The following is an 18498-nucleotide window of genomic DNA, read 5'->3' on the forward strand; positions in this document are numbered from 1 at the left end:
CTTACAGCGATTGGATAAAAAAGATGAAGTTCCGACAACAGTCAAGGGATGGATTGAATTGATTAGATAAGCCTATAGAGATGGTTATCAAATAAAATATTGTTAGTATACTCCTGCATTTTTCATTTCAACGGAAGGTGTAGGAGTATTTTTATAAAGGCTTTTCATCTTTAAAAAGACAAAGCAATGCAATTAGAACTCTATTCTATCCTGCCCGAACTTCAACCTTATGTGAAGGCCATTTGCTCGATAGAAAACGAGGCACTTCCTTCTTCCATTCCTCCTTTCCGTGTGCTACCTGATGCTTGTGTTGAATTATTTATCAACTTTAATGATAATCAGGATTCACTGGCGACTATTACGGGCAAAAAGACATTTACAAATAGTCAAAGCTTTGTGATTTCTCGCATGAGCAATTTTATGGATGTGCAAATGAAAAGCAAAACAGGCTTTATCTCTATTTGCTTTTATCCCAGTACAGCCTATCTGTTTTTTCAATTACCTATGACACAGGTAGCCGATAGTCTCACCGATTTGCATGATCTATGGTCAACAGAGGCAAAAGAAATGGAAGAAGAGGTAGGACGCGTTTCTAGCAAAGGACAAAAAGTAAACATCATACATCGATATTTAATGAGACAACTGAAAAGGAACAGATTTGATAAAACCATACACTATTGTGTACAACAAATAAATACTGCCAACAAGATATTCTCTGTCACTGAACTGGCTGATAAAGCAGGCATAAGCCAGCGGCAACTCAGCCGGAAATTCAATCATTGTTTAGGACTTTCTACCAAAGAATTTATCCATATTAATCGTTTCATTGATTCGCTGGTTTATCTGAAAAAACATCCTTCTATGAGCCTGACAGATATAGCCTATGAAAGTGGTTATTACGATCAGGCGCATTTTATTCATGATTATAAAACATTTGCCGGGCTCACACCAGGTGCTGTATTAAGTGCCGGAAATCTGGTAATCTGTTAAATGCAGCAGATGATTCTTTAGAATTTCACCCCGTGTCCGTTTTTTACAATTCTCCTGACAAATAATCTCTCACCTTTGTAGAAAAAACAATTTTATGAGAAAAGTAATTTTAGGCTTGGCTGTCAGTCTTGACAACTTTATTGAAGGCCCCAATGGGGAGTATGACTGGTGTTTCACCGATCAGGATTATGGGCTGAATGAATTTTTTAAAAGAGTTGATACTGTTTTTTTGGGTAGGAAAAGTTATGAAATGTCCTTTGGCGCAGAGGAGGAAAGCGGAGGCTTTGAGTTTCCGAAAATGAAAGAGTATGTGTTTTCGAATACCCTGATACAGGTAAAAGAAGGGGTAACAATCATTTCAGGGGATATCAAGGCAGAAGTAGAAAAAATAAAACAGGAGGAAGGAAAAGACATCTGGCTTTTTGGCGGTGCAAATCTCACAACTACCTTAATGAGTTTAGGTCTGGTAGATGAATTCTGGTTATCAGTCCATCCAATTGTATTGGGTGCAGGTAAACCCCTATTCCAGGGGCTTACAGAACGAACTCATTTGAAATTGGTTGATACTAAAGTCTATGAAACAGGTTTGGTTTCTTTGAAATATGTATTGGCTTAAGAGATATGTCTCTCTTTCCACAAGAGAGAGACACATTGTCCTCATGTTAAAAATGTATTTCACTTTATTAACCTACTAAGTCCATAGAAAAACTTTAAGTTATCGTCTTGGGTAAAATAAAATGACTTATCTTTGTAGTACAAAAACGGACGTACAATAAGATAATGATAAGGAGTAAAATTAAGCGCGGGCTCAGGGTGTCGCGCTATGTTATCTATAAAGAAACTTTAGTCGATTTTAAAGAACATTTCTGGTCGTTTATAGGTGCTTTTATAGGTATCGGTTTAATTGCTTTCTTCCAGAGCAAAATCCTTACACAAGTTGAAAACATATTCCTGATAGGTTCTTTTGGTGCCTCAAGCGTGCTTATCTATGGCGCTATCCAAAGTCCATTAGCCCAGCCGCGTAATTTGATCGGCGGGCATGTCATTTCTGCTTTTATCGGGGTGGCTATCTACAAGCTATTGCCTGATATTATATGGCTTACAGCACCTTTAGCCGTTTCTTTGTCTATTGTTATGATGCAGATAACCAAAACCCTGCATCCTCCTGGTGGCGCAACGGCCTTGATTGCCGTAGTGGGTTCCGAAAAAATCAAAGCACTAGGTTTTCTATATGTCATTTCTCCAGTATTAACAGGTTCGCTGATATTGCTGATAGTCGCACTTCTTTTCAACAATATGACTCCGCACAGACAATACCCCACTAACCCATACTTTACCCGCTCATTCATGAGACGACTTCGAAAATCTTCTAAAAGGTCAAAACAGACAGTCCATTATTAATTATAAGAGCTAAATTGCCCGTATTTATTCCACTTTCTTCGCGTATTCAAACATACGGTATAATTTATGCTGGGTATACTTATACCTATCCCTACATTTAATCTCCTATCAAAAAAAGAGTCTATTTTTTTACTTATCTTAGGGGAATCATCAATCCTGTTTGTCTTTTCAAAAAGACACCTTATTATTCAATGGAAACAACAGTTAATCATTCAATCACCGGAAAAAAAACACATTCTTCCACACAAGAACTCTTATTGGGTATTCCGCTATATGTCTATGTAGGGGTCATTGCTTCTAAGTTAGTAATACTAGGTATTTTATGGGATATTGCCTGGCACATGAGCATCGGCCGTGACGGACTTTTTTCGGCTCCTCACGTAGTAGTATATGTAGGTGCTGCTACAGCAGGTATTTTCGCAGGATATCAGGTATTAAAAACTTCCTTCTGGGGGAGTCTTGTAGAAAAAAGCAAGATGGTTCATTTCTGGGGAATCTTTTATAGTTCTTTAGGGGGACTTTTCTCTATCTGGGGTGGTATTGCTGCCCTTACCTCTGCCCCATTTGATGATTGGTGGCATAATACTTATGGCCTTGATGTACAGATTTTCTCTCCACCGCATACCGTTCTTCTTTTAGGTTTGATGGGCGTGCAGGTAGGAGCTTTGGTAGCAGTATCGGCCATGCTCAACCGAAAAGAGAAAATTGCCTACCTAACTGATAAACAAAATACCGTTCGTGCCAAGCGTCTGCAATGGATGTTTGTCTTTGCAGCAGGCTTTCTGATTACTACGGTATTTACTACGCTATCCGAATTTCTGGACCGTTGGGGGATGCATAATACGGAATTCTACCAGATTGCCTCAGTAGCATTTCCACTTTTCTTATTGGCTACGGCTCGCGGTTCGGGCATGAAATGGGGAGCCACTTCTATTGCCATTACATTTATGGTCTTTCATTGGGCGGTAAACGCTACTTTGCGCCTATTACCTGCCGAACCCTTATTAGGGCCAGTTTATAATAAAATCACTACCTATCAGACTTTGGGCTTTCCTGTCCTGCTGGTTTTTCCGGCTTTAGGTTTAGACTGGTTAAGAGCAAAATTTGCCACTAAAAACGATTGGTGGTTGAGCCTGATTTTAGGCTTTACTTTTGTTGTAATCTTTTTTGCAGTCCATTATCCATTCGGGAATTTTATACTGGAATCGCCTATGGCACGTAACTGGTTCTGGGGTACAACCTCATGGTCTTATCCGAACGACCCTACCTGGGAATATCGCTACAAGTTTGCTGATTGGAATATTACCAAAGGTATTGGTAATTGGGCAACGGGTTTAGGGATAGCCTTCTTACTAAGCCTGGTTTCTACCCGTATCGGGCTGGCATGGGGTAAATGGATGCAAAAAGTACAACGTTAAAAGTTTCTGAACAATTGAACGAAAAGCAATGAATATGAAAAGAATAATAACCCTTCTGCTGGTAAGTTTAAGTTTGATTAATCAGGTGAATGCGCATATTGGTAGTGCAGGCGTTGTACAGGAAGGCAAAGCCGGAAATTATCAGATACAAGTATACGTCGAGCCGCCGGATGTTATTCCGGGTGTAGCCAAGGTATCGGTGTCGGTAGACGGAACAGATATTGAGAGTGTCAAATTAAGCCCGATTTATTATTGGGCAGGCGATGAAGGTTCTCCAAAAGAAGATGATGCACTACCTGTAGCCGGAGAATCAGGCCGGTTTCAAGGGAATATATGGTTGATGGAAAGTGGAGCTGCCAGCGTAAAGATAGTCATTAACGGGAAACGCGGCAAAGGGGAAACCCTCATTCCGATTGCGGCACTCGCCACAGCCAAACGCGATTTACCTAAATCACTAGGCTGGATTCTGGCAGGATTAGCTTTACTTTTAGTCGGAATTATGGTAACGATTATCGGCGCAAGCACAAGCGATAGTTTATTGAAGCCCGGTGTAGAGGGAGACAAGAAAACAGGCAGACGCAAAATAGTAGGCTCAACCGTAGGTTTAAGCTTTTGCGGATTATTGCTTTTTGTAGGAAATAGCTGGTGGGGCTCCATATCGAAAAATTATAGAGAGCGGTATATGTTCCGACCTTACACGGCTACTTCTACCATTAAAATAGAAAATGCACAAAGGGTATTGCATTTCAAAATTGATTCTGCCTCACTTGAACGTCGCTGGACAAGCTATGTAATTCCTGATCACGGGAAATTAATGCACTTGTTTCTGGTACGTCAAGGAACATTAGATGCCTTTGCGCACCTGCATCCGGTCAGGAAAGATACCCTTACTTTTGAAGCACCATTGCCCAATCTACCCGCCGGAAAATATCTGGTATACGCCGATATTCTGCGTTTTCATGGTTTGCAATATACCATTGCCGATACTGTGGATATTCCTGCACTAAAGATTTCATCAGAAAACTTTGAAAAACAAACAGGTGATTCAGACGATACTTATGTAGTAACCAATCCGATTAATACCAAAGCTTCTGCTACGCAAGATGCAGGCATAAGTATTTGTGGGACGCCGGGTGTAAAAACACCTTTGCAGGATGGGTCGAGTATTGTATGGGAAGAAAAACCAAACCAGGCCCTGAAAGCAGGACAAGTATATGACTTAAAATTCTCGGTGATGAGCCCAGATGGGAAACCTGCCGAATTGCAGACCTACTTAGGCATGATGGGTCATGCGGCTATTCTGAAAGAAGATGGCTCGGTTTATATACATCTGCATCCGAATGGTACTTTCTCGGCTACGGCTCAACAAGTGATGGAAAAACGCGTAGGTGAAAAGACCAATCCAAGCCCACATCTGAGCAATGCTAAACGATTCAGAGATAGTGTAGATAATGTTTTACTTCAATTGCAGGCTTTGCCGGAAGCAGAAAGAGATAGGGTATTAATGGGCGGCATGGTACATACTACCAGCGGGCACCATAATGGAAGTGTTAGTTTTCCTTATGTATTCCCAAGTGCAGGCAATTATCGTATATGGTTACAAGTAAAAAGAAATGGCAAAATTCTGACCGGGGCTTTTGATGCGAAGGTGATATAAAAATATAAATGCAGTAGGAATATCCGGCTGTCATGAATGAGCCGATTGATGGTGATTTCTAAAAGTAGAGGGTGATATTCCTACTGTTTTGGTAAATAAGCGGATAAAATATTTATAATCTTCATACCCTAATTCATAAGCGATTTCTTTGATGCTTTTATTGGTATAGAATAGCAAGCGTTGCGCTTCCTGAAAGATTTCCTGCTGGATAAAATAGGTAGCAGGAAAACCAGTTACCGACTTCACGGTATCATTCAGATAACTAACCGTAATATTCATTTTTGAAGCAAAATCTCCGGGTCTTTTTAAGGTGATGTAATGCTTCTTTATCAATTGATTGAATGTTTTAACAATCTCGATACTTCTTGAAGAAAATTCTTGCACACGTGTATCTTCCTGCACCTGAAAAATAGCCACTATTTTATAAAACAAAGCATTGAGCAGCGTTTGTATCAATTGAGAATGAAAAGTGTCTGATGGTTTTTCTTTTAAAGAAGAATGTATGATTTCGAAAATACTGGTAAACCATTTCTTTTCAACAATATCCAGATGCAGAAGTGCTACTCTGGCAAATGATTGTTCGATAATATTGCGGGCATTTTCATCGATAAATTGAGCATCGAAAGCAAGCATCCAACCCACTAGTTCTTCCTCAACTTCTGATTGATGTATTTGTCCGGGAGATGATAGTAAAATAGAAGATTCAGGAATTTCTAATTTCTGAAAATCTATATTAAAATTCATTTTCCCGCTTTCTATAAAAAAGCAGGTATAATGATCATGCCGATGTGGAGTAGTAATATCTTCATGTTCATATACAAACGAAGCAATCTCGGGCATATGAAAAATCTCTACCCCCGGAAGCTTCTCCGGCAACTGCAGGACGCGTATATTATTCTTTTTATGACCAGAATCCGTAAGCATATATTTTCGCTTTTACCTCCTGTTTAGCTTTCAGCTTTTTTCTCAAGCCGCTCACCATCGGGATATAGCCTGCAATATAAATAGAAGAATAACTACTTAAGTCTTTTGATAAATACCAATTTTCGAGCACATCAATCATATCGCCGTCGGGAGCACAGATAAATTCAAAATCGGGATTATCTTTCAAAAGAGTATCTGGAATTTTGTAGGTATCATGAAGAAATACAGCCGCATCCATAGGGCACTCTTCCCGATTGGTTAATTGTTTTAACCCTAACGAATGCCCAAGTGCACTACCGTCTGCCAGACATAGGATTTTTCCTTTTGCAGCGGGCAATTGTGCGGCATGTGCAACGCCCAATAAAATATCATCACCTGTTTTGATTGTTTGAGCCCAGCGGCTTCCCGCTCCATTATGCCCTGCTTCTACAAATAGCGTGCAGATTCTTTTTTCTGTATCCCATAAAGCAGGCGTATAATCTCTGTATTCAAAATCATCTACCTTACATTTTACCCGCTTGATTGTATTCCATTTGCTTAAGTCGGTTTTAGGTAGATGCACATCTATTTCATATATTGTTGCTGGCTCCCACGCACGAACAGCCACTACTTTTGATGGATCTAAGACCTGCTCCATCAGGTTAAATACCGCTTTCTTTAAAATATTCGCCATTGGTATGTCAGTTATTTCTACTCTGCAAAGGTAGAGAGGAAATAAAAGCGGTTTGTCCTACAAATAACCCGGATGGGTGGACAAATGGCATATGTTTTTAAAAGATATAATCTGAATCGTTATACAACCACTAGTTCTTTATAATGTTTTTTTTGGTGTTGTCTTCTTTATTTCCTCAATCACCTCTCCCAAAAGCGCATTAAACTTCTCAGGTTTTTCAAGCATCGGGTAATGCCCTGTTTTACCCATATCAAAAAAACGTAAGGCAATACCATTTTTACTGAATGAAAGTGTATCATTCGGATGGAAAGAACTATTAATGAGATAAAGAGGCATCTTTAAGGTCTTCAGTTTTGCATCTGTCGGATACGGAAAACTTTGTTCCATGCAATCAAGAGCAATGGTAGAATCTGAACTAGCAAGATCATTTATCACTCTTTTGCGGATTGATTTTGGTGTAGATGGTGCAAACAAAGCCTGATTCGCATAAGCCGAAACTGTTTTCTTATAATTAGCTCTTGCGGCTTTAAAGAAGTCCTCAATCTCTTTTTTCTGTTGCGGTGTTTCTTTGGCTCCATAAGCCTCAAAATTATCAATACCCACTAATCCAAGCAATCTTGGCTGATTTTTCAAGGCTGCTTCTAAGGCAATTGCCCCACTCATCGAATGTCCGATAAGAATCACATTTTTTAAATCTAATCCATTCAACACAGCTGATACGTCATTGGCAAAGTCTTCCACGGTCCAGCTTTTTCTGTTTTTGCCAGATTCTCCAAAGCCGGGCAAGTCCATCGATATTACTCTGAAATGTTTGGCAAAAACGGTATCCTGATTTTCCCAATAGGTTTTATTAATCCCCCAGCCGTGGATAAATACCAGCGTTGTATCTCCTTTTTTGGTATCATCATAGGCGATGTTTACACCTTTATTGGCAACTTTAAAATTTTCTGCTGTATCTTTAGGAATAGCAGTAGAGTCTATGGTGGAATAAGTGTTGTTAGGGATTGAACATGCTGTTATTAAAACCAATGTAAGCACAGTCAATAGTTTCGTTATCCTGTTTATCATATTTATCGTTTGGATTAGTGAATTGTGATTGCTATAAATCAATGGCATAAAAATTCATGCCATCACCTTCTTTTCATCTTAAACTTAGAAAAAGCCCCTTTAGTACATAGATTAAAGCCTAATAACAAAAAAGGCTTCATTACGAAGCCTTCTCTGATTGGTTTATATGCTGATTTATATCCAACCTCCGGCACGATACTCTCTTTTTACAAAAGCATTGGCCTGATCAAAATTGGTGATTTTCATATTAGCACCGTCCCACAAGAGTTTCTTACGACCGATATAATTATTTTTAGAATCACGGAGTAAGAACGAGCGAACGGCCAGATTACCCATCAAAACGGTTTCAGTCAATGGGCCAGATTGGTCGAATGATGAACTGGTATAAGTACCAAAACCTGTTTTACACGCTTTCACCCATTGTTGTTGGTGTCCTTCGGTATCACCTTCTACTAATGGGCGTTTAGGGGCAGGCAATTTTACATTAGCGAATTTAGTTTCAGGAAATAATTTAGGATTATCACCAAAAAGTTCGGCTGCCAGAATTCCCTTCGACCCTATAAACATTATACCACCATCAATATCAGCAAATACTTTATCATAATCACAACCATCCGGCAATTGTGGACGGATACCTCCATCATACCAGTTCAAGCTTAATTCTTTGAATTGTTTGCCTTTAGGATTCGGGAATTTCAAGTGAATAGCTGCTGATGGTGGACAAACGTCATCAAAATGTGCTTCTTTAAAGAAATCGGCATATACTTGCCCTACCGAACATTCTACCGAATTAGGATAACCCAATTTCAAAGCACGGAAAGGCACATCAATAAAATGACAGCCCATATCTCCTAAGGCACCTGTACCAAAATCCCAGTATCCACGCCAGCGGAATGGCATATAGGCTTCATGGTAATCACGCATTGGAGCAGTACCAAGCCACAAATCCCAGTTCACTTCAGGCGGGATTGGCTGATTCACTCCTCTGTCTTTTGGTGATTGTACTCCTTGTGGCCATACCGGGCGGTTTGTCCATACTTCTACCGTATGCACATCGCCAATCATTCCACTCTGGATAATCGCTTCTGTAATACGGGTCCCCTTTCCACTACTTCCCTGATTACCCATCTGGGTAACTACTTTGAGTCTTTTAGCTGCCTCTGTTAACTGGCGGGCTTCCCATATATCATGTGTCAATGGCTTTTCTACATACACGTGTTTATTCAACTGCATAGCTGTCATGGCTATTGGGTAGTGCATGTGGTCTGGTGTAGTTACAATTACCGCATCAATATTTTTAGCTTCCTTCTCCAGCATCTGGCGGTAGTCTTTAAAATATGGAGATTTCGGGAATTGTTTGCGAAATTTATTTGACTCTCTATCGTCTACATCACAAAGCGCTACAATATTGTCAGAACCATTGTTATAGGCCAAAGGGATATTTACATTGGCTTTTCCACCACAACCTACTGCTGCAATATTCAACTTATCGCTCGGTGCTACAAATCCTTTGCCCAATACGTGGCGAGGAACAATCATAAAACCTGCCGAAGCCAGTGTAGCACTTTTAATAAAATTACGCCGTGAAGATTCGTTTCGCTTTTGATTTGAGTTTTTCATAGGTAATTAAAGATGAAATAGTTTTGTTTTATTGTACACTTGTCTATACAAATCTGGCGGAAAAGTACAAAATAATATTTGAAATGTTGCTTGGAGAAGAAAGTTTTTTGGGCTTGAAGAAAGGAACACGGAAAATGGAGAAAGGAAGAGGTTTGTCAGGTGTGCCACGCTTATACTCGTCCGAGAAAGAGTGTGGCGCGCATAAGCAGAGTCTTTTAATCGAAAAATGAAGAATGTAAATCAGACAAAGGGAATTGTGGCGCGAGCTTCCAGCTCGCAGTTTAGATAGAAAGTAGGGAAGGCTAAAATGTTTTAACAGAAAAATGCGGAATGCCGCCCGAATAAAAAACCGTAGTAAAAGTAACCCCCCTTTAGGGGCCGGGGGGCGGTGTTCAAAACAAAAGCCCGAAAGGTTGCTTTCGGGCTTTGTTCTGAGATGGTATCAGTAAAATTATTTTACTTCTACTTCTGCACCAGCTTCTTCTAAAGATTTTTTCAAACCTTCAGCTTCGTCTTTAGCAACACCTTCTTTCAATGGTTTTGGAGCTGAATCTACTAGATCTTTAGCTTCTTTCAAGCCAAGACCAGTAAGATCTTTCACTAACTTCACAACTTGAAGTTTGTTAGGACCAGCACCTTTCAAGATTACGTCGAAAGATGTTTTTTCAGCTGGAGCTTCAGCAGCGTCAGCAGCTGGGCCACTTGGTGCCGCTACAACAGCAGCAGCTGCTGGTTCGATACCATACTCATCTTTTAATATTTGTGCTAATTCGTTTACTTCTTTTACAGTCAAATTTACTAATTGTTCTGCAAACGCTTTCAAATCTGCCATTGTTATATAGAATTTAAAAGTTAATACTTGTTTTTGATAAATAATTTTGAATTAAATATCAGCCAATTTGGCTGACGGGTGTTTACTGTATATAGCCACTGAAGGCTACAGTTGGTAAACGAATTAGGCTGCGTCTCTCTCCGACAAAGTCTTGATAATACCAGCCAATTTGTTGCCACCGCTTTGCAAGCCAGAAATAACATTTTTGGCAGGTGATTGCAACAAACCGATAACTTCGCCAATCAATTCTTGCTTTGATTTCAAGTTCAACAACGTATCCAATTGGTCGTGGCCGATAAACAAAGCTGAATCAACTGAAGCACCTTTTAAAGTGATGCTGTTTTTGTTTGCTTTCAGGAAGTCTTTAATCAATTTTGCAGCTACTTTGCCCGACTCTTCGTGGAACATCACACCTGAAAAACCTTTAAGAACAGTTCCGTCAAACGACGAATAATCGGTATCTAATCTTTCAAGAGCCTTGCTGATTAGTGTATTTTTCACTACACGATACTCGATACCACGCTCGAAACACAAACGACGTAATTCATTGGTTTTAGCAACGTTCAGTCCGCCTGCATCGGTGATATAGAAGTATGGGGTAGCTGCAAATTTCTCTGCAAGCTCTTCAATCATTGCTCCTTTTTCTTCTTTTGTCATGATTACAATCCATTAATGGTGGTTCTGTCGATTTGAATACCAGGTCCCATAGTGCTTGCCAGTGATATGCTTTTCACATACGTACCTTTAGCTGAAGATGGTTTCAATTTCAACAAAGTTTGAATCAATTCTGTAGCATTTTCTGCTAATTTCTCAGGTGAGAAAGAAACCTTACCGATGGAAGCGTGAATGATACCGGTTTTATCAACTTTAAAGTCGATTTTACCTGCTTTCACTTCTTTTACTGCTGTTGCTACGTCGAGCGTTACAGTACCAGACTTAGGGTTTGGCATTAATCCGCGTGGTCCGAGGATTTTACCTAACTTACCAAGTTTAGCCATTACAGTTGGCATCGTGATGATTACGTCGATGTCAGTCCAACCTTGTTCGATTTTTTGGATGTATTCGTCCAAACCTACAAAATCAGCGCCTGCAGCTTTTGCAGCTTCTTCTTTGTCAGGTGTACACAATACTAAAACGCGAACAGTTTTACCGGTTCCGTGTGGTAGAGCTACCACACCACGTACCATTTGGTCAGCCTTACGAGGGTCAACACCTAAACGAACGTGAACATCTACCGAAGAGTCGAATTTAGTGTATGCAATTTGCTTCAAAACATCAGCCGCATCTTTTAGAGAATAAGCTTTTGAAGCGTCATACTTCGACATTGCTTCCTTTCTTTTTTTGGTCAATTTTGCCATTTGCTTTGTTTGGTTATAGCGTTATGCCGTGCATAACTCCCATGAATAATAATGAATGAACTAATTCATTCAGCTTTTTTAAAACGGTGCGTTGCCTGAGATGGTAATACCCATGTTTTTGGCAGTACCGGCAATCATCTTCATTGCTGATTCAACAGTAAAGCAATTCAAGTCTGGCATTTTGGTTTCGGCAATAGTTTTTACCTGATCCCAAGTTACCGAACCAACTTTCTTACGATTGGGTTGGTCTGAACCTGTTTTGATTTTCGATGCTTCTAACAGCATGATAGCAGCGGGTGGAGTTTTGATTGCAAATTCAAACGATTTGTCAGTAAAGTAAGTAATTACTACTGGCAAGATCATACCCACTTTATCCTGAGTACGAGCGTTGAATTGTTTACAAAATTCCATGATGTTCAAACCTTTAGAACCCAATGCCGGACCAATTGGTGGTGAAGGGTTGGCTTGACCGCCTTTTACCTGAAGTTTCACATATCCTGCGATGTCTTTCGCCATTGTCTTTCAGATTTTAAGGAATTTTACAAAAAGATTTGTTTGAGTCTTGATTAGGGGCTCACATTCCCGCCTCAGTATCAATCATTTCCGTTGATTTTGGTTCAGAAATTTCGCCTTTTGCCAGGGGAAGCGACACCGTGTGAATAGGCATCAAGACTAAGACTGATTTCTGCCGACTCAGAAAGTATTTGCACACCTTTTGAAAATCGGACTGCAAAATTAGGGGTTTTAGATTTGTTACGCAAAAAAAATATAAACTATTTTCTAAAAATCTTACAAATTACAAAAAACAGATAAATGGAGAGAAGATATTGATTATAAATAGGTTAGGTATAGGTTTCAGATTGGGCGGCGTAGTACTATTTTTAGTAAAAATGCTATATTATAGTGGTTTATAATACCATTTGATAAGATTTAACATTGACTTAACACACCTAACGATTTTTTAACCATAACTTTGCAGTACACTAATTGAAAAACGCCTTTATGAGTTCTGCTCACCGTGTTTTAGTAGTTGACGATGAAGCCGATATAGTGGAATTGTTAAGCTACAACCTTGAAAAAGAGGGGTATAAGGTCGCTACTGCCCCAGATGGAAAAAAAGCTATTGAAGTTGCCCGTGAGTTTCTACCTGATTTAGTTATTCTTGATATCATGATGCCCCACATGGATGGTATCGAAGTAGGGAGAACGCTACGCGCCATGCCCGAAATGAAGAATAGCTACATTTTGTATCTGACTGCCCGCTCTGAAGAATACTCTGAAATTGCTGCATTTGAAGTCGGTGCCGATGATTATCTGACCAAGCCAATCAAGCCTCGTGCTTTAATGAGTCGTATCAATGCGTTCTTCCGTCGTGAAGCACAAAAATCAGATACGAGTGATACCTTAGAAGTAGCAGGTCTGAACATTAATCGTCAGAATTATACGGTTACCAAACAAGATGGTACTACCATCGTATTACCCAAAAAGGAATTTGAATTACTTTTCTTCTTAGCGCAGTATCCTAACAAAGTATTTAGCCGCGACGAAATCCTACAGAAAATCTGGGGAGTTGATATTTTCGTTGTAGAGCGTACGATTGACGTACACATCCGTAAAGTACGCGAAAAAGTAGGCGAAAACTATATCAAGACCCTGAAAGGTGTTGGATATATGTTTACAGATGAGTAATAATCTGTATTAAGAGATAATTATCAGTTAAATTGCATAAATTTTGTGCAAATCAGAAACTGATAATTTAACCATTCACTCAGAATGTCGTTTAGCCCCCGTATTATTGCATTTTTTCTTGCCGTATTAATTACGACAGTTTCTATTGTATTCTTAAGTTTTGTACCTGAAGCAAGTGCTGCCATGTTGTTTGTGGTAGGTGTATCTTCTTTTTTTGCAACCTTCTTTTTTGTCTTTTATACGATTGATATTCTGATTTTTCGTGAAGTAGAGCAGATTTACAAGACTATTCAGAAACTGAAAATTAAAGATTTTGATATTTCACGCAAATCTCTGATCAGAAGTGTGAATCCCATCAAAAAACTCAATTCAGAGATTTCAAGCTATGTTTCACGAAAACAACAGGAGATTGATGAATTGAAAAAGATGGAGGTTTTCAGAAGAGAATTTGTGGCCGATGTATCCCACGAGTTAAAAACGCCAATCTTCGCTGCCCAGGGCTTTATTCATACACTATTGGATGGAGCCATGGAAGACCCTGTGATTCTTGAGCGCTTTTTAACCAAAGCCGCCAAAAGCCTGGATGGTTTAGATGCCCTGGTAAGAGATTTAGTAACGCTTTCGCAGGTGGAAAAAGGTGATTTGAAGATGCACCCCGAGAAAGTAGATTTGAAACATATTACCGAAGAAATCTTTGAACAACTGGAATCGAAAGCCAAAAGCAGAGGTGTAACACTCAAAATCAAGCCTAAAGAACTAAATACTGCCTGGGTAACGGCCGATAAACAACGAATCTCACAGGTGATTACTAATCTTGTCGACAATGCCATTAAATATGGTAAAGAACACGGAAAAGTAGTGGTAGAGATTGAAGAAGAAAAAAAATACTTTCAGGTATCAATAGAAGACGATGGCCCGGGTATAGCACCTGAACACCTTTCACGTATTTTTGAACGCTTTTATCGGATTGATAAAAGCCGCTCTCGTGAGACAGGTGGTACTGGTTTAGGACTTGCTATCGTGAAGCATATCTTAAATGCCCACCATTCAAAAATCAGTGTTACCAGCAAGATTGATAAAGGTACCAGGTTTAGCTTTAAATTACCCGTGATAAGTGAGACAGTTGCCGTAAAAGAAGGAGGTAAGATAGCACAGCTTTAGCCAGCTACTTACCCCATTATTAAAATTTCTACAGCAATTGAACAAGAGCACTAATCTTGTAAATTAAAAGCTTTTTTCACAGCTTCATAGTTTCTTAAATCGATATTTTTCAAACGAAGCCCGCTGGCCCCTGGAATAATAATTACCCGAAATTCGTCATTACTAACAAAGTCGCTGATATCTTTCAATGCTTTCGAGAATTGAATATAACAGTTGACTTCTTTAGGCATAGCTTCATAAAAATAACTTAGCTGTAAACCCGGTTCTACAAAACTAAAGTCGAGCGTATACGGAATAGAAACGATAACCCCCTTATTGCTTTGTTGTCGGTTATAAACCAGAATAATTCCATCATCTAAAACTTTCTGAGATAATTTATCAAGAACACCACCAGAGAGTTTTATACCTGTAATTAAACTTTCTGCATCATAATTTGATTTATAAAGTTGTTCAGAAACGGTAACCCAACCTGTTGATAAAACATTAATAGCTCCAGGGTCACCCTTGGCACCTGTGTCACCTTTCGCCCCTTGTGGCCCGGCAGGGCCAATATCTCCGGCAGGTCCTTTGCAAGAATTAAAGATAAGTACAGTCAATAGTAGTGTTAATAAAGAGTATACGGTTCTTTTCATAAATTATATATTGGGTTTAGAATTTTTCTCAAAATTATTCCCCTTACCATAATCTATCAATAAGGCATTTGCCGTATTTTTAAGAAGCTAAATAGGCCCGTCTGCTGCGCTAAATATCAGTCAGACGAGCTTATTTGAAAGAAAAAAATCTAATTACAAGCCGAAATCGGCGTAGCCTTGGCCACAAACACCGCTCCCGGACTTGCTTCAAAACCTGCGTTCAGTGAAATACTATTATTAGCCAGATATTGCGCATTAGCAGTGCTCAATACTTTGTTGGTGGCTGTAATAGTATTAGACGATGCGTAAATAACTGTGCCGGAAATAGAAGCAGTAAGGCTGATATTAGAAGATACTGTGGATATGGTTATCTCAGCAGTAGCTACTCTTTCACTTTTACAATTGCCCGCTTCACAAGCGCTATAATACACGATATTATTGGTAGGTGATTGATTCAGACTATTACCCGTTCCTATGGCTGTTCCGCCAGTGGCCTGGTTATACCACGTAACATTTCCGGCACTACATTGAGCAGATAGAGTAACTGTATTGCCAGGACAAACCACAGTTTTATTTACCGCCACATCGGTTGGGTTTGTAGTAAGTGTAGGAGCAGATTGACGTTCGTAGGCTCCCATATCTGATATGCCACCATTGAATGGGCGAGGTGAATTGGTAATATCAGTCGAAAAGATACTTGTATTTGTCCCTGTATTAACTCCCGGTGAACAACCAGTTAAGCTCAAACCATCGTCTGTAGTAAAGAATTTGTTATCTGCCCCATCGAGGTCAGAGATATTAGTAAACAGTGGGTCTCCATCGTAGTTATTCCCTCCATCAGTACCATAACCTCCATTCCATGTGCCACCTGCACCTGAGTTTTGTAAAATTGAATAGCTGCTGGTGAGCGTTCCGTTATCAAGCGCATTGAATATATTACCACCTGTAACAGGGGTTTCATTCCATATAATACTATTAATAAAACTTATATTGCCATCACCATCTACTGTAACGGTCTTTTTTGATGTTAAACTATTACTACTTACAACCGTCAGATTTGTAAATTTAATAGTTTTACCTGCCTGCATATTAGAGGAAATACAAATAGCACCCCCATCACGGTAATTATTGACATTGAAAGCGGCGTTATTAAATAATACCACATTATCAACAAAAGTATGACCTCTGTGAATAAACATGCCTCCTGTTTGTTCACCTCTATTATTCAGATAATAACTATTACTGATTCTTAAAGTATCTGTGCCATTGGTATTATTATGATAAGTACTACCAAACTTACCATCATTTCCGATAAAAATACAGTTCTTAATGCTTGGGAAAGACGCATTAATAGAGAGAGAAGCGCCATAAACAGAAGAGAGAGGGAATCCACTAACTGTTTGCGATACCGTGCTTCCGGTACTATTACCTGCTGTAAAGATAATTCCGTCTACGCCAGTGTTTTTATCGCAATTAATAATGGCAAGAATATGATAGACGTTTTCACCTTGAATATCGGTATAAGTTTCAGCAATAGAATTACCGTCAGTATTCGTATCATTATTGTCAACATCGCCCGAAAAAATAGTCTTATTTGTTTTGAAATCTCTTTGAGTAAATGAGGTTTCAGTGCCTGCAAAACCACCAAAGAGTTTCACACCAGATTTCATGTACCATATTTTATTTCTGATATTCGAAGGACTGGTATTGCCCGACGCATCGGCCAAAGGTTTATATATACCCGTTGCTACCCATACACTGTCATTTACAGAAGAAGCATTAATCATGGCCTGAATATCACTAGAAGCATTAGCCCACGAACTACCATCACCCGTTCCTGTCGCAGTTGTTTTTACATAGCGGCGGGTAGGAGCTCTGATATAAGAAAAAGGAACTATAAAAGTGCAACTGCCATAACTGATTTTTGCATAGAGCGTATAAGTACCTCCGGCAAAATTACCCGGAATAAAGGTATTATTATTAGAAGTATATGTGCCTGCTGAAATAGTGGCTGCAGCATCCATGAAAATCCCTTGTATAGCAGAAAGATATGAATTGGTATATGGAGTAAAAATAGCGTTATTAGCGGCATTGTTATTAATCAAAAGCCTCCGATTGGTGAGGGTAGGATAGGCGCTTGCGCGTATAACCCCGTTATTGGTAGTTGTGCCGGCATTATTTAAAGTGCCATCTATCTGCAAAAGACCATCATTTTCAGTAGTTGCACTTGTTTGTGTATAATAATCACCAACCATTTTGATAATTCCACACCCAAGATTTCTTAGTCTACTGTTTGAATAATATAGCTCTATGCCACCCGTAGTATTTATAAGGCCATAATTATTCAATTTTCCGGGAATAAGCGTAAGAGCTGAGTTAGGACTAGGACTGCTTCCATTGAAAGTTGCGCCGGCATTGTTATTCAATATGGCATTGGTATCCCCAAATCGAATCACTTCTTTTCCATTAGAAGTAATCACACCACCACTCTGGTTATTGATGGTTGCTGCAGCCATTCTGATCCCATAATTAGCCCCACCATTTACGGTAATTGTACCAGCATTATTAATGATAGCACTAAACGTAAGGAGAATGGCTGCTTCCTGAGATACCTCAGTAGCGTTGGTGTTAGTTACCAGAACTGTTCCGTTATTGGTAAGCCCTCCATTGCTGATTTGTAAAACCGGGCCAGCATTATTAGAAATGGTGAGCGTTACGCCACTATTAACAGTAAGTAATGCCCCTGCAACTGAGATGTTAATGCTTTTAGCAGAAACATTGCTGCTAATAATAGGGTTGGTCGTAGCTGTGTTAATAACTACATCATCCGAAGCAGTCGGAACACCCACAGGATCCCAGTTTTCGGGCGTATGCCAATCAGCAGTAGTGCCTGCCCAGGTTTTGGTTTGGGCAAATAGATATGGAGAGCAGAAAAACCCCAATAGGAAAAGTAATAAAGATTTCTTCATGTGTTAGACTTTTGATGGTATTAAGGTGGGAAATAATACCTCAAAAGTAGCCTTGCTGTTATAGGCAGTGTTAGCGCAAAATGAACATTCTTTAACTCATTTTGAA

General features: G+C 39.4%; 17 protein-coding genes. 7 read left to right on the forward strand and 10 right to left on the reverse strand.

Annotated features, from left to right (window positions below; all coding sequences use genetic code 11):
• Window positions 1-186 precede the first annotated feature (186 nt).
• The 5 genes from ACYVFA_RS03975 to ACYVFA_RS03995 all read left to right on the forward strand — a co-directional run bounded on the left by ACYVFA_RS03975 (window position 187) and on the right by ACYVFA_RS03995 (window position 5466).
• On the forward strand, window positions 187-990 hold the full coding sequence (locus ACYVFA_RS03975) for a helix-turn-helix domain-containing protein (protein WP_460470506.1): 804 nt from the start codon (window positions 187-189) through the stop codon (window positions 988-990).
• 94 nt (window positions 991-1084) lie between these two features.
• The gene (locus tag ACYVFA_RS03980) at window positions 1085-1606 is read left to right on the forward strand and encodes a dihydrofolate reductase family protein (RefSeq protein WP_460470507.1); all 522 of its coding nucleotides are present in this window, start codon (window positions 1085-1087) and stop codon (window positions 1604-1606) included.
• A gap of 164 nt (window positions 1607-1770) precedes the next feature.
• Window positions 1771-2391, forward strand: a complete 621-nt coding sequence (locus tag ACYVFA_RS03985; RefSeq protein WP_460470508.1) for an HPP family protein — start codon at window positions 1771-1773, stop codon at window positions 2389-2391.
• A 191-nt stretch (window positions 2392-2582) separates the two neighbouring features.
• On the forward strand, window positions 2583-3809 hold the full coding sequence (locus tag ACYVFA_RS03990; RefSeq protein WP_460470509.1) for a hypothetical protein: 1227 nt from the start codon (window positions 2583-2585) through the stop codon (window positions 3807-3809).
• 34 nt (window positions 3810-3843) lie between these two features.
• Window positions 3844-5466, forward strand: a complete 1623-nt coding sequence (locus ACYVFA_RS03995) for a hypothetical protein (RefSeq protein WP_460470510.1) — start codon at window positions 3844-3846, stop codon at window positions 5464-5466.
• A 30-nt stretch (window positions 5467-5496) separates the two neighbouring features.
• Here ACYVFA_RS03995 and ACYVFA_RS04000 read toward each other — a convergent pair whose 3' ends face one another.
• The 8 genes from ACYVFA_RS04000 to rplK form a co-directional block, all read right to left on the reverse strand.
• Entirely contained in the window at window positions 5497-6390 is an 894-nt protein-coding gene (locus ACYVFA_RS04000; RefSeq protein WP_460470511.1) for an AraC family transcriptional regulator, read from the reverse strand.
• Window positions 6368-7063, reverse strand: coding sequence for a siderophore-interacting protein (locus tag ACYVFA_RS04005; RefSeq protein ID WP_460470512.1), 696 nt, complete (start codon window positions 7061-7063; stop codon window positions 6368-6370). The genes ACYVFA_RS04000 and ACYVFA_RS04005 overlap by 23 nt, the downstream gene beginning before the upstream one ends.
• 138 nt (window positions 7064-7201) lie before the next feature.
• Window positions 7202-8131: an alpha/beta fold hydrolase gene (locus ACYVFA_RS04010; RefSeq protein ID WP_460470513.1), complete on the reverse strand. Its 930-nt coding sequence runs from the start codon at window positions 8129-8131 to the stop codon at window positions 7202-7204.
• Window positions 8132-8305: 174 nt separating this feature from the next.
• On the reverse strand, window positions 8306-9751 hold the full coding sequence (locus ACYVFA_RS04015; RefSeq protein ID WP_460470514.1) for a Gfo/Idh/MocA family protein: 1446 nt from the start codon (window positions 9749-9751) through the stop codon (window positions 8306-8308).
• Between the two features lie 451 nt (window positions 9752-10202).
• Window positions 10203-10583 (reverse strand): ribosomal protein bL12, encoded by a 381-nt coding sequence (gene rplL, locus ACYVFA_RS04020; RefSeq protein ID WP_460470515.1) that lies wholly within the window; start codon window positions 10581-10583, stop codon window positions 10203-10205.
• A 123-nt stretch (window positions 10584-10706) separates the two neighbouring features.
• A complete protein-coding gene (gene rplJ / locus ACYVFA_RS04025) occupies window positions 10707-11240 on the reverse strand; it encodes a 50S ribosomal protein L10 (protein ID WP_460470516.1) in 534 nt (177 codons plus the stop codon).
• A gap of 2 nt (window positions 11241-11242) precedes the next feature.
• The gene (gene rplA / locus ACYVFA_RS04030; protein WP_460470517.1) at window positions 11243-11941 is read right to left on the reverse strand and encodes a 50S ribosomal protein L1; all 699 of its coding nucleotides are present in this window, start codon (window positions 11939-11941) and stop codon (window positions 11243-11245) included.
• A 78-nt stretch (window positions 11942-12019) separates the two neighbouring features.
• Window positions 12020-12457, reverse strand: a complete 438-nt coding sequence (gene rplK, locus ACYVFA_RS04035) for a 50S ribosomal protein L11 (RefSeq protein WP_460470518.1) — start codon at window positions 12455-12457, stop codon at window positions 12020-12022.
• 486 nt (window positions 12458-12943) lie between these two features.
• Here rplK and ACYVFA_RS04040 point away from each other — a divergent pair, with 486 nt between their 5' ends.
• Together ACYVFA_RS04040 and ACYVFA_RS04045 are read left to right on the forward strand one after the other, a co-directional pair.
• Window positions 12944-13630, forward strand: coding sequence for a response regulator transcription factor (locus ACYVFA_RS04040; protein WP_460470519.1), 687 nt, complete (start codon window positions 12944-12946; stop codon window positions 13628-13630).
• Between the two features lie 84 nt (window positions 13631-13714).
• Entirely contained in the window at window positions 13715-14791 is a 1077-nt protein-coding gene (locus ACYVFA_RS04045; protein ID WP_460470520.1) for a sensor histidine kinase, read from the forward strand.
• Between the two features lie 50 nt (window positions 14792-14841).
• Here ACYVFA_RS04045 and ACYVFA_RS04050 read toward each other — a convergent pair whose 3' ends face one another.
• Window positions 14842-15423 carry a collagen-like triple helix repeat-containing protein gene (locus ACYVFA_RS04050; protein WP_460470521.1) on the reverse strand — a complete coding sequence of 194 codons (582 nt, stop codon included), beginning with the start codon at window positions 15421-15423 and terminating at the stop codon, window positions 14842-14844.
• Between the two features lie 149 nt (window positions 15424-15572).
• A complete protein-coding gene (locus ACYVFA_RS04055; RefSeq protein ID WP_460470522.1) occupies window positions 15573-18392 on the reverse strand; it encodes a 3-coathanger stack domain-containing protein in 2820 nt (939 codons plus the stop codon).
• Between the last annotated feature and the right edge of the window lie 106 nt (window positions 18393-18498).

It is taken from the genome of Emticicia fontis, from assembly GCF_054779675.1.